Raw genomic sequence first — 13,923 nt, 5'->3', positions numbered from 1 at the left:
GTCAGGCAGCCGTGTTCTTGTTGGCCGGTTTGCGGGCCTGTGTGCTGCGGCTGTTGGCGTTCATGAAGTTGATCACCAGCGGGCGGATATTGTCGCGCCAGCTGCGGCCCGCAAAGATGCCGTAGTGGCCGGCACCCGGTTCCAAATGGCTGGCCTTTTTGCTGTCCGGCAGGCCGGTGCAGAGTTTCAGCGCCGCGACGCACTGGCCGGGGGCGGAGATGTCGTCCTTGGCGCCTTCGACGGTTTTGACCGCCACATCGGTGATCTTGCTGAAATCGACCTTGTGGCCGTTGACGGTGAAGTCGTTGCGGGCGATCTCGCGCTTCTTGAAGATGCGCTCCACCGTCGACAGGTAGAATTCGGCGGTCATGTCCATCACCGCCAGGTATTCGTCGTAGAACCGGTTGTGGGCATCGTGGTCCGAGGCCTCCCCGCGGGAGACGCGCTGGATCTGGTCCAGGAACGCCTTGGTGTGGCGTTCGCCGTTCATCGACATGAAGGAGGCGAGCTGCAGCAGGCCAGGGTAGACCTTGCGGCCGACGCCCGGGTATTTGAAGCCGACCTGCTGGATCATGGTTTCCTCAAGCTGGCCCATGGTGACGCGGCGGCCGAAGTCGGTGACCTCCGTCGGGGTGGCGTCCGGATCCACCGGGCCGCCGATCAGGGTCAGCGAGGAAGGCTGCGCATCCGGCTCGCGCTCCGCCAGGTAGGCGGTGGCGGCAAGCGTCAGCGGCACCGGCTGGCAGACCGCGACGACATGGGTTTCGGGGCCCAGTTCCCGCATGAAGTCGACGAGGTAGAGCGTGTAGTCCTCGACATCGAATTTCCCTGCAGACACAGGAATGTCGCGGGCGTTGTGCCAGTCTGTCACATACACTTCGCAGTTCACCAGCAAGCTTTTGACGGTGGACCGCAGCAGGGTGGCGTAATGGCCGGACATCGGCGCAACCAGCAGCACCTTGCGCGGCTGTTCTTCCCGACCGTTGACTTTGAAATGGATCAGGTCGCCGAAGGGGCGCTCGACAACGGAAGTGATGTCGACCAGATGGTCCTTGCCGTCTTCGCAGGTGAAGGTGCGGATGCCCCAGGCGGGTTTCGCCACCATCCGCTGGTAGGTGCGTTCAGTTACTTCGCCCCAGGCGGCCATCCAGCTGAGCGCAGGATTTGGCAAGGCGGAAAAGACCGGGTAAGATGCCATGGAGAGGGCGGTGGCACCCAGCCATTGGTTGGTGTTCCGGACGGTCTCCATCAGGTCGTAGGTCATCATGTATCGCATGCGCGTCTCCTTACGGGCTCTGTCCCCGCGTTATCGGACCAGAAAATCCGGAACATCGGACCAATCGCCGCTTTGCCCTGCCTTTTGCAGACGAGTATTCTGCATAGCAGAAAGCCTATGAGGGATTCCTTTATATGACAACTAGTGACGAAGTATCAGCAACGTCCAATTCTGAGAGCTTTGAAAAACTTAAGGAAAATATGAGCCGAGTCGAGGAGCTGAGCAAGCGCCTGGCTGAGGTGATGTCCCGGAAGGTGCCGCATAACCCGGCTCTGGACGGTCCGAATCAAGAACTTTATGCGCGTGCAGCAACCGCCTATTGGACGGAGGCCATGCAGAATCCAGCCAAACTATTGGAGCATCAGCTCGAGTTCTGGAGCAAGTCTGTGCTGAATTTCGCCGAAGCGCAGAAAGCTCTGACCGGACAATTGGACAGCACGGATGACGGCGGCCCCACGGACCGCCGTTTTTCGAATCCGCTGTGGCAGAGCAGCCCGTACTTCAATTATGTCAAACAGCAGTACCTGACCAACGCCGAGGCGATCCGCAAGGCCGTGCAGAGCGCAGGGGAGATGGATGCCAAAGACAAGCAGCGGCTGAGCTACTTTGCCGATCAGATCATCGAGATGATGTCGCCGACCAATTTCCTGCCGACCAACCCGGACGCGCTGGAAAAGGCGGTGGAAACAGAAGGCCAGTCGCTGATCGACGGGCTGGAAAACCTGGTCAGCGACCTGGAGGCCAACAACGGCGAGCTGGTGGTGCGGCTGGCGGATGAAAGCGCGTTTGAGCTGGGCGGCAACATCGCCACCACGCCGGGCGACGTGATCTACCGAAACCGGATGATGGAGCTGATCCAGTACAAGCCGGTGACCGACACCGTGCATGAGATCCCGATTGTGCTGTTCCCGCCCTGGATCAACAAATTCTACATCCTCGACCTGAAGGCGCAGAACAGCCTGATCAAATGGGTGACAGAGCAGGGCTACACGCTGTTCGTGGTCTCCTGGGTCAATCCTGACGCCAGTTTCGCCGATGTGGGGATGGAGGATTACATCCAGGAAGGGTTCCTGGCCGCGATCGAAAAGGCCAAGGAGGTCTGCAAGGCCGATCAGGTCAACGCGGTGGGATACTGCATCGCTGGCACCACCCTGAGCCTGACCCTGTCGCTGCTGAAACAGCGCGGCGACAAATCGGTGAAATCGGCAACCTTCTTCACCACGCTGACCGATTTCGGCAATCAGGGCGAGTTCACCCCCTTTCTGCAGGACGATTTCGTCGACGGGATCGAGGCGCAGGTGGAACAGGAGGGACTGCTGCGGTCGTGGGTTATTGCACGGACCATGTCGTTCCTGCGCTCCAAGGATCTGGTCTACGGCCCGGCTGTCAAAAGCTACATGATGGGCGAGACGCCGCCCGCCTTCGATCTGCTCTACTGGAACGGCGATGGCGCCAACCTGCCGGGGCGGATGGCGATCCAGTATCTGCGCGGCCTGTGCCAGAACAATGAATTCGCCGGCGATGGGTATGAGCTGATGGGCCACAAGCTGCAGATCAAGGACGTGGATGTGCCGCTGATGGCGATCACCTGCGAAACCGACCACATCGCCCGCTGGAAGGACTGTTACCGCGGCGTGCAGCAGATGGGGTCGCGCAGCAAAAGCTTTATCGTGTCGCAGTCGGGCCATATCGCGGGCATCGTCAATCCGCCCAGCAAGAAAAAGTACGGCCATTACACCAACGACGACCTGCAAGGGGACAGCGAGGCCTGGATGGAGGGCGCGCAGTACCACGAGGGCTCGTGGTGGCCGCGCTGGAATGACTGGCTGAAGAAGCGGTCCGGCAAGCAGGTTCCCGCCCGCGAGGCAGGGGATTCGGGCTTCCCCTCTTTGATGCCGGCGCCGGGATCCTATGTGAAGGTCAAAGCAAACCGTTGAATTTGCAGGCGCAGAAGATTTTTTCTGCACCGCAGCATAATAACTCTTGAAATGCTGCGGTGCGGCGTCCATATTTCTCTCATGCTAAGAGCGCAGGATGGTCCTGCTGCAGCTTTCTGAGGAATTAGAACTATGGCAAAGACCCAAGACTTCACCGCGATGATGAAAGACTTCATGGGCGCCTTCCCGGTTGACACCAAAGCAATGGAAGACGTCTTCAAGAACACCGCTGCCCTGAACGAGAAGCTGTCCGCCGTTGCGCTGGACGCTGCCGGCAAATCCGCCGAGATCTCGAACAAGTGGACCAAAGAAACCATCGCCAAGCTGAGCGACGTTTCCAAGGTCAAGGCAGAGCCGGCCGAATACGCCAAGGCGGCAACCGATTTCGCCTCCGCTTCCGCTGAAGTGGCTGCCGAAAACATGGCTGCCTTCGCTGAAGTGGCCAAGAAGGTCCAGATGGACACCGTCGAACTGATGATGGCGGCCGGCAAGGACATGTCCGAAGAAGCAACCGCTGCCATGAAGAAGGCCACCGACGAGGTGACCACCGCAGCGAAAAAAGCTTCGGCAGCAGCCAAGTAAGAACGACCACGATCCGGCCCTCGCTCTCCTCCCTGACGGAGCCGGACCGTGAAGAAGGGCAGGCCGCAAGGCCTGTCCTTTTGCGTTTCAGGGGATCATCATTCCGGCAATCCGGCCTGCCGCAGGCCCTCGCAGTAGTGCTCCAGGTCCTGGGCTCTGGCAAAGGGCAGCGTCTTGCTGACGCGGGCCACCGAGAATTCAGGCTCTAGTTCCAGAATGCGCCCGCATTCGCGCGCGGCCGCGGGCCGGTTGCCCAGCTGCGCATAGCAGGCGGCCAGGTGGCGGTGCGGCGCCGGGAAGCCCGGAAACAGCTCAATCGCCTTGGACACCTCTGAAACCGCCGGATCATAGGCCCGGCACATGTAGAGCGCGAGCCCGCGGAACCAGTGGAAATAGGTCGGGTGAAACGGGTTCTGCGCCGTTGCCTGGTCCAGTTCGGCCAGCGCCTTTTCGGGCCTGCCCTGATAGATCAGCGACAGCCCGCGGAACGCCATGGCATCGGTATCGTTGGGGTTCAGCATCAGGGCGCGCTGAAAATGGTCCTCCGCCAGTGTGAAATTGCCCTTGCACAAGTGCATCACGGCCAGCCTGCGCTGCGCAACGCTGTCGAGCGGGTCGATCCGGGCCGCATGGCGCAGCAGCGGAAAGGCCTTGTCCAGGGTAAGGTCTGCCGACGTCGCCCAGCCGCTCATCCACTCCACCAGATAGGTCAGCGCCAGCCCGGAATAGGCCGCGGCGTTGCTGAAATCGGCATCGCAGGCCTGCTGGTACAGCGTGCGGCACTGTTTGAGCCTGCCGCGGGAATCCAGAATGACGGACTTGGCCTGCATCACCAGGTCCCGTGCGGTCAGCGCGCCCCGTTTTGCCGCCTGCGCGGCGGACTTCTGCCGTGCAATCGACTGCAGCTGCGTTGCCAGGGTTTGAGTGATCTGCGCCGCCAGCGCATCCTGCTGGGTGAAATCATTGGACAGATCCCTGTCATACCGGCCGCTCCAGAGCGACAGGCCGCTTGCCCCATCGGACAGGGTTACGGTGATCCGCAACCTGCCGGGGAGCTGCCGGATACTGCCTTCAGCCAGGTAGCGGACGCCCAGTTCAGCCGCGACGATGGAGGTTCCGGCGGTGCTGCCCGCAAAGCGCAGCGCCGCAGTGCGGGAAACGACGCGCAGCGCCCGGAACCGGGACAGGCCGATGGTGATGTCCTCGGTCAGCGTCTGCGCCATCGCTTCGGTCTCCGTGTTTGCAGGAGAGGCGCTGGCAAAGGGCAGCACCGCCACCGATGCCTCGGGCGAGGGGCCCTCGGGGTCCAGGGCGGGCAGCGAGTTGCCAGTGATGCGGTAGATCCGCACCGGTTCCGCGATGTTGCGGACCTGCTGCAATCCGAGGTCGTCGAAGGCCGCGCCGACCCTGCCGCGGACCTGTTCATGCACGGTGCCGGAGATGCAGATCTCCCCCGGCGCGGCAAGGCTTTGCAGGCGGGCGGCGATATTCACGCAATTGCCCAGCAGGTCATCGCCGGCGGGGAACACGGTGCCCGCGTGGATACCCATCCGCAGCCTCAGGCTCAGCCCGCGGGGGCCGTTGCGGCAGGCGGCGGCCTTGCTGGAAATTTCCATGGCCGCCTTGACGGCGGGAACCGATGAGGGGAATTCCAGCAGAAACCCGTCCCCCACTGTTTTGACAACCCGTCCTTCATGCGCCTGTGCCGCAGGGGCAATGATGCGGCTGCCCAGATCGCGAACCGCGGCGATGGTTTCCGATTCCCGGGCCTCAGCCAAGGCGGAATATCCTGCCACATCAGCAATCAGTATAGCAGCTTGTTTTTGCCCGTCCCCTTGGTCAGCCATTTTCTCCAGTACCGCAGACTCGAAAGAGCTGACGCTAATTGTATCACATTGAGAATCTTTTGGTGCTGTTTAGGTGCGAAGAATTCTCTATTTGGTTCAATATGTTTCGCTTTAGCGTCAAATATGCGCAGTCCTTGGGCGAAGGTGCCTGATTTTCACGCCCGCCAAGCGGCGCAGCCCGCCGGCCCTGTCTGCTGCGCCTGGGCCGCCGCCCGCGGGCAGGCCCTCAGCGGAGGCATCACGGCAGCAGGGAGGGCGAGGCAGGCCGGAGCCGGCTGGCCGTTTCCCCGCATCCAGTCCGGGGGCCGCTGCGGCGGGCCGCTGGCGGGGAGTGCAGGAACAAATGTTGCGGAAACGGCGCTGAGGCTTCCCTTTTGTTCTGCGGTGGCATAGGCTTTGCTGCGATGCGTCATGACCGGGGAGGGAACACATGGCAGAACAGGACAAACCCTTGCTGATCAAACGGTATGCCAGCCGCAGGCTGTATAATACCGAGACCAGCGATTACGTCACGCTGGAGGATATCGCGGGGTTTATCCGGGAGGGCCGCGAGGTGCAGATCGTCGACTTGAAAACCGGCGATGACCTGACGCGGCAGTACCTGTTGCAGATCATTGCCGAGCATGAAAGCCGCGGCGAGAACGTGCTGCCGGTGAACGTGCTGAACGACCTGGTGCGCAGCTACATGGTGCCCGGCGGCGGGGTGATGCCGCAGTTCCTGCAAACCTCGTTCGATATGCTGCGCGAAAGCCAGTCGAAAATGATGGAGAACATGACCGCGATGAACCCGATCGCCAAGATGCCGGGGTTTGAGGCGGTGAAGGCGCAGCAGGAGGCGTTCCTCAAGGCGATGACCGGCGGCTTTGGCACGGCGGGCTGGACCGGCGGCGGGCGCGAGGAGGAGAAATCCGGCGGCAGCGGCGAAGATCTGGACGACATCAAGAAGCAGCTGGCGGAGCTGCAGGAAAAGCTGTCGAAGATGAAGTGAGGCTAAGCGGCTCGCGCCGGCAGAAAATCCCACAGAAAAGCCCCCGGTCCAGCTTGGCGGGGGCTTTTTCTATAACGGGCCTTCGTGCAGTGTGCCTTCGTGCAGGGTTATGTCACGGCCGGGCTTCGACCTTCAGCACGTTGTGCAGCCGGTGGTATGGCGCGTTCTTCACGATCTCGTCCAAGGTCTTGGCCTCAGCCGCAGGCCGCGCGCGCAGGAACAGATAGGCGCTGGCACCAAAAGACAGGGCGCAGGCGCCGACGATTGTGCTGACGATGACTGTTTCGAGTCCCATGGCTTCAAACATGCGTTTCTCCGGTTGCTTCCCTTATATAAGGCAACAAAGCTGAAAATTCCATATCACTTCCCGTCCGCGCCGAGTTTACCGGCTTCCAGCACGTGGCGGGCAAGGGTTTCGGCGCTGTCGCGCTCCTGCGCGCGGTGGCGCATTTTCACCCGCCCGCCGATCCGCGAGGCGGTTGCGAAGATGAACCCCGAAAACGACAGCAGGATCAGGCCAAAGGCCAGCCCCCCGGTCACCGTGCCCGCAATCGCGGCGCCGAAGCTTGCCAGCAGCGCGCCGGCTGCCAGCCGCTGCGCCCATTGGCCGATCACCTGATCCGCGTCGCGGGCCTGCGCCTCAGCCTCCGCCGCCTCAGTCGCAAAGGCGGAGAGCAGGTCGGCCACGGCAAGACCGCAGTCCGGGTCATTGGCGGCGCGGATGGCGGCCAGCAGCGCGGCGCGTTCTGCCCGGTCCGACACAACCGCGCCGATGATCCGGGTCAGGTCGCCCTTGGGGATTGGATCTCCCATGCTCAGGGAGTTGGCCATGGCAACCAGCGCGGTTGCCGGGCGCCGCTTGAATTTCAACGGGGCTTTCATGGCGGCAAGGTGGACGGCACACGCCCGGATTGCAATCACGAAAAAGCCCCGGCGCGGGGCCGGGGCTGCAACTGTCAGGTCTTCGCTGGGTCTCAGGCGGCGGCCTTGCCCATGGCCTCTTCCACCGCACCCAGCAGGATATCCGCAATCACGTCCAGCTCAGCCCGGCTGAGGCGGACCGGCAGGCGCACGTCGCAGGCCTTCATCAGCATGGCGCGGGTCTGCGGCAGCTCTGGCAGGTCGCGCAGGAACTGCCAGTTCCAGAAGGCGCGGGCGTTGTCGGTGGAGAGGCCAAAGACCTGCACCTTGACGCCCTTGGCCGCAGCCGTGGCGGCAAAGGCGCGGGTCTGGTCTTCGCTGAGGCCCGCCAGGTTGAACTGGATCGAATCCGGCGCGCGGCGCTCAGGGCCCAGCGGCTGGGGCACGTCGAAGAAGGGGGAAGCGTTCAGGCGGGCTGCCACATAGTCATGGTTGGCGAGGCCATCGCGCACCCGCCGCGCCAGTTCGGGCAGCTGCGGGCGGATCACTGCCGCCGAAAGGTTGCTCATCCGCAGGTTATAAAGCGGCAGCTGGTTCTGCCACTTGGCAAAGGCCTGCTCCAGATCCGGGGTGTTATCCCCGTGCGGGCCTTTGTGCTTTTTCCAGTTATGCTCATAGGCGCCGGACATGATCACGGCACGCGCAATCAGGTCGGCGTCGTCGGTGATCAGGATGCCGCCTTCGCCGGCGTTGACCATCTTGTAGGACTGGAAAGAGAAGCAGCCAACCTTGCCGATGGTGCCGATGTTGCGGCCGTTCCAGGTGGTGCCCAGCGAATGGGCTGCGTCTTCGACTACGGGGATGCCGCGGGCGTCGCACAGCGCCATGATCGCGTCCATGTCGGAGGTATGGCCGCGCATATGGCTGATGATCACCGCCTGCACGCCGTCCAGCTTGGCCTCGAAATCCGCCATGTCGATGCGGTAGTTGTCAGCCACCTCGCACAGCACCGGCACGCAGTCGGCATGCACCACCGAAGACGGCACGGCGGCAAAGGTGAAGGCCGGTATCAGCACCCGCGCGTCGCGGGGCAGGCCAAGCGCCTTCAGCGACAGGAACAAGGCTGCCGAGCAGGAGGAGACCGCCAGCGCATATTTGCTGCCCAGAAGCTCCGCATATTCCTGTTCCAGCAGCGTGACCGGCGCATCATCAGGCGCGGTGTAGCGGAACAGGTCGCCCGACTGCATCAGCGCGTCGATGGCCTCGCGGGCGGCTGCGGGAATGGGTTCAGCGTCATGAACGTTGGGCGGCAGGGCCATATTTCAAAATCCTGAATTGTTGCTTCCGAAAACGTAAAACTAACCGCCGCCGGTGCCAAGAGGAGACGCGGCAGAATCTGCCGCGCCCGGCAAAATTTCACAGGATTGTTGCGAAGTTGCGCGGAAACCGGCTCAGGCGTGCCTAGACGCCCAGCCGGTCGCGCAGGGCAAACCACGTCATCGCCAGCACCAGGAGCGGCGAGCGCATCCGCGGCCCGCCGGGAAAGCGCGGCGCAGGGACGCGGGCCATCGTGTCGAACCCCTCTGCCTGGCCCTGGATCGCCTGCGCCATCAGCTGGCCCGCATGGGTGGCAGTGCCGACCCCGTGGCCGGAATAGCCGGAGGCGGTCAGCACGTTGGGCGCCAGCCGCGCCAGATAGGGCATCCGCTTCATGGTGATTCCCAGGGTGCCGCCCCAGGCGTAATCGATCTTCACGTCCTTCAGGTGCGGGAAGATCTCAGCCATCGGTTTGCGCACGGTGGCCTGGATATCGGAGGGAAAGCGGTATCCATAGCTTTCGCCGCCGCCGAACAGCAGCCGCTTGTCGTGGCTGAGGCGGAAATAGTTGACCACGAATTTGGTGTCCGCCACCGCCACATCCCGGGTCAGCACCCGGGCGGCATCTTCGCCCAGCGGCTCCGTCGCCACCACGAAGTTGTTGATCGGCATGACCCGCGCGGCCACCTGGCCGTTCAGGCCGCCAAGATAACCATTGCAGGCCAGGATCAAGTGATCCGCGGTCACGGTGCCGCCTGCGGTGCGGATCCGCAGCTTGGCGCCTTCCTCGATATCCAGCACCTCGCTGCCCTCGTGGAGGACGGCCCCGGCAGCCGCAGCTGCCCGGGCCAGGCTGAAGGCATAGTTCAGCGGATGCAGATGCCCCGCCCCATGATCCAGAATGCCGCCCTTATAGGCGGGCGAGGGGCACATGGCCCAGCAGGCGTCTTTGCCGAGCAGCTCAATGCTGCTGTAGCCGTAGTGGTCCTGCAGGTGGCGGCCATAGTCATGCAGCTCTGCCGCCTCTTTTTCGGAAAAGGCGGTCCAGGCGACGCCGGGTTTCAAGTGGCAGTCCTGGCCGTGGCGGGCGATCAGCGACTTCACAAGATCCTTGGCATCCTCGCCCAGCTGCCAGAGCTTCTGCGCCTCCGGCCCGCCCATCAGCGCCTCCAGGCCCTCCTGGTCCATGCGCTGGCCGCTGCCAAGCTGGCCGCCGTTGCGCCCGGAGGCGCCAAAACCCACCCGCTGCGCTTCCAGCAGCACAACGGACATTCCCGCTTCGGCCAGATGCAGCGCTGCCGACAGGCCGGTATAGCCGCCGCCGACAACGCAGACGTCCGCGGCCACTGCGCCGTCAAGGGCCGGAAATCGCTCCATCGGGATGGCCGTCGCCGCGTACCAGCTGTCCGGGTATTCTCCCTTGCGGTCATTGGAATAGAGCAGGTTCATCCCCATCACGCACCTCATCAGAAGCAGGCCCTCCATCGGGGCGCCTGCTCTTCATCTTTCTGTAAATACTCAATTGCACGGGCGCTGCACCGGAGCGCAGCGCCTGAGGTTTCAGACGTTCATCAGCAGATGCTCGCGCTCCCAGGGGGAGATCACCTGCAGGAACTCCTCGTACTCCGCGCGCTTCACGATGGAGTAGACGCGGGCGAAATCCGGGCCCAGGACCTCATGCAGGGCGGTGGCTTCCTCGAACATGTCGAGCGCCTCGCCCATCACCTGCGGAATGTCGCCATCGCCCTCATAGGCGTTGCCCTTGAACTGCTTGCGCGGGCGCTTCTCCTCGATCAGGCCGAGATAGCCGCAGGCCAGCGACAGGGCGATGCCCAGATAGGGGTTGCAGTCCATGCCTGCGATGCGGTTTTCCACCCGCCGCGCTTCAGGGCTCGACAGCGGCACCCGGATGCCGGTGGTGCGGTTGTCGCGCGCCCATTCCAGATTGATCGGGGCGGCGTGGTCCTTCACATAGCGGCGGTAGGAGTTCACATAGGGCGCCATGACCGCAAGACCTGCGGGCAGGTGGTTCTGCAACCCGGCAATGAAGTGGAAGAAGGCATCCGTCTCGCCGCCCTGCGGGCCGGAGAAGATGTTTTCTCCTGTCTCGATGTCGATCACCGAATGATGGATGTGCATGGCCGAGCCCGGCTCATCCTCGATCGGCTTGGCCATGAAGGTGGCAAAGCAGTCATGGCGCAGCGCTGCCTCGCGGATCAGCCGCTTGAAGTAGAACACCTCATCCGCCAGCTTGACCGGGCTGCCGTGGCGCAGGTTGATTTCCAGCTGGCCTGCGCCGCCTTCCTGGGTGATGCCGTCGATCTCGAACCCCTGCGCTTCGGCGAAGTCGTAGATGTCGTCGATCACGGGGCCGAATTCATCGACAGCCGTCATCGAATAGGCCTGCCGCGCAGCCGCCGGGCGGCCTGAGCGGCCCATCATCGGCTTGATTTCATGCGCCGGGTCCAGGTTGCGCGACACCAGGAAGAATTCCATCTCCGGTGCCACAATCGGCTTCCAGCCTTTGTCGTGATACAGCTGCACAACCCTCTTCAGCACGTTGCGCGGGCTGTAGGGGATCGGATCGCCGTCCCGGTCATAGGCATCATGGATCACCTGCAGCGTCCAGTCCGCGGTCCAGGGCGCGGCCGAGGCCGTGGACATGTCCGGCTTCAGGATCATGTCCTTTTCGATCCAGCCGTCGTCATCGGCGGCATCGGCCCAGTCGCCAGTGATGGTCTGGTAAAAGATGCTGTCCGGCAGGTGGAAATAATCGGTCTTCGCAAATTTGGATGCCGGTACCGCCTTGCCACGGGCGATACCGGGAAGGTCCGAGATAACGCATTCAACTTCGTCGAGACGACGGCCCTCCAGATAGTTTTTTGCTGCATCGGGAAGGGCGTCGAGCCAGGATGACATTAGGTCCTCTCTTTCCTGTAAAACTCTGCGAGGATGGTTGCGATTTCGGGGTTGTCCACGGGGACGTCCAGTTCGGCGGCGGCGCGGTCAAGCAGATCGTCCGGCACCACGCCGCGGCCGCGTTTTTCGATCAGGCCGCCAACAAATGCGCTGGGAAATTCGGGGTGGGGCTGCCAGGAAATGATGTGGTCGCCATAGGCCAGGATGCCGTTGCGGCAGAAATCATTGCCGCCCAGCACCCGTGCGCCCTCGGGCAGTTCCACCACCTGATCCTGGTGCCAGGCGTTCAGGGTCAGCGGGCCGTCCTCGGTCTGGTAGGTGACGGGGCCCACAGCCCAGCCGCCCTCGAACTTGGCGACCTTGCCGCCAAGCGCCTGGGCGATGATCTGATGGCCAAAGCAGATGCCGGCCAGGGGCTGTTTGCTGGCGTAAATGGCGCGGATCAGGTCCTCCAGCGGCGGGATCCAGGCGTGGTCCTCATAGGCGCCGTGTTTGGAGCCGGTGATCAGCCAGCCGTCGGCCTCCTGCGGGCCGTCCGGGAAGATGCCGTCCACCACGGCCCAGGTCTGAAACTCGAAACCCTTGCCGTCCAGCATGCCGCGGAACATGCTGTCGTAATCGCCGAACGGTTCATACAGGTCTTCGGGGGAGTGGCCGGTTTGCAGGATGCCGATTTTCATAAGTCACCAGATAGAAGGAGTTCGCTGCACGGGACGGTAGCCCGCCGCCAGCACGGCGGGCAAGAGGCCGTCAGACCGTATCCAGGTAGATCTCAACCCGTTCTTCCGGGGTGAGCTCTTCCATGTAATGCAGCTCCTGGCGCTTGGTCAGCACCATGTTGCGGATCATCTCGGCGGAGAAGAACTGCGGGATGATCTCGGAGTTCTCGAACGCGTCGATGGCGCTTTGCCAGGTGTTGGGCACCTGCGGCAGGTCCAGCGCATAGGCATTGCCGGTGATCGGTTCCGAGGGTTCGATCTTGTTCTCGATCCCATAGAGCGCGGCGCCGAGAATGGCGGTCAGCATCAGATAGGGGTTCACGTCGCCGCCGGCAAAGCGGTGCTCGATCCGGCGCGCCTTGGGGCTGCCGGAGGGCACGCGGATGGCGGCGGTGCGGTTTTCGTAGGCCCAGCAGATGCCGGTGGGGGCGTGGGCGCCCGGGACCATGCGGTCATAGCTGTTGCCATGCGGCGCAAACACCAGGGTGGAATCGCCCATTGCCTTCAGGCAGCCGCCGACAGCGTGGCGCATCGCGTCGGTGCCCTTGGGGCCGCCATCGTCAAAGATATTGTTGCCGTCCTGATCCAGCACCGAGAAATGCGTGTGCAGGCCGTTGCCGGCGTAGTCCTCATACGGTTTCGCCATGAAGCTGGCGGCAAAGCCGTGGCGCCGGGCCAGGCCCTTGACCAGCATCTTGAACAGCCAGGCGTCATCGGCAGCGCGCAGCGCGTCGGGGCCGTGCATCAGGTTGATTTCGAACTGGCCCAGGCCCGCCTCGGAGATCGCGGTGTCGGCGGGGATGTCCATGTCCTCGCAGGCGTCATAAAGATCGGTGAAGAAGGTGTCGAACTGGTCCAGCGCCCGGATCGACATGGTCTCCGCCGCCTTGCGGCGCTTGCCGGACCGCGGCGATGTCGGCACCTGCAGGTTCTTGCCGCTGTCGTCGATCAGGAAGAACTCCAGCTCCACCGCGACCACCGGGGTCAGCCCCAGCGCCTTGTAGCGGTCCACCACGGCACGCAGCGCATGGCGCGGGTCGCCGTCATAGGGGCGGCCGTCTTCGCGGTACATCCAGATCGGCAGCAGCGCAGAGGGCGATTCCAGCCAGGGCATCGGCACAAAGCCGCGCTCGGTCGGCTTCAGCACCCCGTCGGCATCGCCGCTCTCAAACACCAGCGGGCTGTCGTCGATATCCTCGCCCCAGATGTCCAGGTTCAGAACCGACAGCGGAAAGCGGGTGCCTTCCTCGACCGCCTTATCGGCAAAGCGGGCAGGGACGCGCTTGCCCCGGGCCTGACCATTGATGTCCGCCGCCGCAACGCGGATGGTGCGCACATGCGGGTTTTTCCTGAGCCAGTTCTTCATCTAATCACCTGACGGTTTCGGGGGCACCGCCGGCCGCCAGCGCCCCCGGACGGGGCGCAGCAGGGCCGGGGCAGCTTATCACCCCTGGTCCATATTTTTGATCATAATCCA

The 13,923-nt window shown here is 63.2% G+C and carries 12 protein-coding genes; 3 read left to right on the top strand and 9 right to left on the bottom strand.

Annotated elements, in window-relative coordinates:
- Window position 1: 1 nt before the first annotated feature.
- Window positions 2–1,276 (bottom strand): polyhydroxyalkanoate depolymerase, encoded by a 1,275-nt coding sequence (gene phaZ, locus DAEP_RS0107540; protein WP_008553658.1) that lies wholly within the window; start codon window positions 1,274–1,276, stop codon window positions 2–4.
- Between the two features lie 134 nt (window positions 1,277–1,410).
- Here phaZ and DAEP_RS0107535 point away from each other — a divergent pair, with 134 nt between their 5' ends.
- Window positions 1,411–3,213, top strand: a complete 1,803-nt coding sequence (locus DAEP_RS0107535; RefSeq protein ID WP_008553565.1) for a PHA/PHB synthase family protein — start codon at window positions 1,411–1,413, stop codon at window positions 3,211–3,213.
- Window positions 3,214–3,345: 132 nt separating this feature from the next.
- On the top strand, window positions 3,346–3,795 hold the full coding sequence (locus tag DAEP_RS0107530) for a phasin family protein (RefSeq protein WP_008557207.1): 450 nt from the start codon (window positions 3,346–3,348) through the stop codon (window positions 3,793–3,795).
- A gap of 98 nt (window positions 3,796–3,893) precedes the next feature.
- On the opposite strand, the gene DAEP_RS0107525 is transcribed toward DAEP_RS0107530, so the two are convergent.
- Window positions 3,894–5,642 carry a tetratricopeptide repeat protein gene (locus DAEP_RS0107525; RefSeq protein ID WP_027244233.1) on the bottom strand — a complete coding sequence of 583 codons (1,749 nt, stop codon included), beginning with the start codon at window positions 5,640–5,642 and terminating at the stop codon, window positions 3,894–3,896.
- Between the two features lie 430 nt (window positions 5,643–6,072).
- Here DAEP_RS0107525 and phaR point away from each other — a divergent pair, with 430 nt between their 5' ends.
- On the top strand, window positions 6,073–6,630 hold the full coding sequence (phaR, locus tag DAEP_RS0107520; protein WP_008555191.1) for a polyhydroxyalkanoate synthesis repressor PhaR: 558 nt from the start codon (window positions 6,073–6,075) through the stop codon (window positions 6,628–6,630).
- Window positions 6,631–6,742: 112 nt separating this feature from the next.
- Here the strand turns inward: phaR and DAEP_RS0107515 are convergent, their stop codons facing one another.
- The 7 genes from DAEP_RS0107515 to DAEP_RS0107485 form a co-directional block, all read right to left on the bottom strand.
- On the bottom strand, window positions 6,743–6,925 hold the full coding sequence (locus tag DAEP_RS0107515) for a hypothetical protein (RefSeq protein ID WP_245595066.1): 183 nt from the start codon (window positions 6,923–6,925) through the stop codon (window positions 6,743–6,745).
- Window positions 6,926–6,990: 65 nt separating this feature from the next.
- Window positions 6,991–7,512, bottom strand: coding sequence for a hypothetical protein (locus DAEP_RS0107510; protein WP_245595065.1), 522 nt, complete (start codon window positions 7,510–7,512; stop codon window positions 6,991–6,993).
- Window positions 7,513–7,604: 92 nt separating this feature from the next.
- Window positions 7,605–8,810, bottom strand: coding sequence for a DegT/DnrJ/EryC1/StrS family aminotransferase (locus tag DAEP_RS0107505; RefSeq protein ID WP_027244231.1), 1,206 nt, complete (start codon window positions 8,808–8,810; stop codon window positions 7,605–7,607).
- 142 nt (window positions 8,811–8,952) lie between these two features.
- Complete coding sequence (locus tag DAEP_RS0107500) at window positions 8,953–10,263, bottom strand: NAD(P)/FAD-dependent oxidoreductase (RefSeq protein WP_027244230.1); 1,311 nt, start codon at window positions 10,261–10,263, stop codon at window positions 8,953–8,955.
- A gap of 105 nt (window positions 10,264–10,368) precedes the next feature.
- The gene (locus DAEP_RS0107495; protein WP_008554154.1) at window positions 10,369–11,727 is read right to left on the bottom strand and encodes a glutamine synthetase family protein; all 1,359 of its coding nucleotides are present in this window, start codon (window positions 11,725–11,727) and stop codon (window positions 10,369–10,371) included.
- Window positions 11,727–12,407 carry a type 1 glutamine amidotransferase gene (locus tag DAEP_RS0107490; protein WP_027244229.1) on the bottom strand — a complete coding sequence of 227 codons (681 nt, stop codon included), beginning with the start codon at window positions 12,405–12,407 and terminating at the stop codon, window positions 11,727–11,729. Before DAEP_RS0107490 ends, DAEP_RS0107495 begins: the two co-directional genes overlap by 1 nt.
- Window positions 12,408–12,477: 70 nt before the next feature.
- A complete protein-coding gene (locus DAEP_RS0107485; protein ID WP_027244228.1) occupies window positions 12,478–13,812 on the bottom strand; it encodes a glutamine synthetase family protein in 1,335 nt (444 codons plus the stop codon).
- Window positions 13,813–13,923 lie beyond the last annotated feature (111 nt).

The sequence above is a fragment of the Leisingera daeponensis DSM 23529 genome (assembly GCF_000473145.1).
Taxonomy (GTDB): domain Bacteria; phylum Pseudomonadota; class Alphaproteobacteria; order Rhodobacterales; family Rhodobacteraceae; genus Leisingera; species Leisingera daeponensis.
The sequence above is the reverse complement of the archived record's forward strand: the minus strand, read 5'-3'. Positions and strand labels throughout refer to the sequence as shown.

Bases quoted from the DNA above. Each gene is read 5' to 3' on its own strand.
- phaZ (WP_008553658.1), bottom strand. From the start codon at position 1,276: ATGCGATACATGATGACCTACGACCTGATGGAGACCGTCCGGAACACC.
- DAEP_RS0107535 (WP_008553565.1), top strand. From the start codon at position 1,411: ATGACAACTAGTGACGAAGTATCAGCAACGTCCAATTCTGAGAGCTTT.
- DAEP_RS0107530 (WP_008557207.1), top strand. From the start codon at position 3,346: ATGGCAAAGACCCAAGACTTCACCGCGATGATGAAAGACTTCATGGGC.
- DAEP_RS0107525 (WP_027244233.1), bottom strand. From the start codon at position 5,642: ATGGCTGACCAAGGGGACGGGCAAAAACAAGCTGCTATACTGATTGCT.
- phaR (WP_008555191.1), top strand. From the start codon at position 6,073: ATGGCAGAACAGGACAAACCCTTGCTGATCAAACGGTATGCCAGCCGC.
- DAEP_RS0107515 (WP_245595066.1), bottom strand. From the start codon at position 6,925: ATGGGACTCGAAACAGTCATCGTCAGCACAATCGTCGGCGCCTGCGCC.
- DAEP_RS0107510 (WP_245595065.1), bottom strand. From the start codon at position 7,512: ATGAAAGCCCCGTTGAAATTCAAGCGGCGCCCGGCAACCGCGCTGGTT.
- DAEP_RS0107505 (WP_027244231.1), bottom strand. From the start codon at position 8,810: ATGGCCCTGCCGCCCAACGTTCATGACGCTGAACCCATTCCCGCAGCC.
- DAEP_RS0107500 (WP_027244230.1), bottom strand. From the start codon at position 10,263: ATGGGGATGAACCTGCTCTATTCCAATGACCGCAAGGGAGAATACCCG.
- DAEP_RS0107495 (WP_008554154.1), bottom strand. From the start codon at position 11,727: ATGTCATCCTGGCTCGACGCCCTTCCCGATGCAGCAAAAAACTATCTG.
- DAEP_RS0107490 (WP_027244229.1), bottom strand. From the start codon at position 12,407: ATGAAAATCGGCATCCTGCAAACCGGCCACTCCCCCGAAGACCTGTAT.
- DAEP_RS0107485 (WP_027244228.1), bottom strand. From the start codon at position 13,812: ATGAAGAACTGGCTCAGGAAAAACCCGCATGTGCGCACCATCCGCGTT.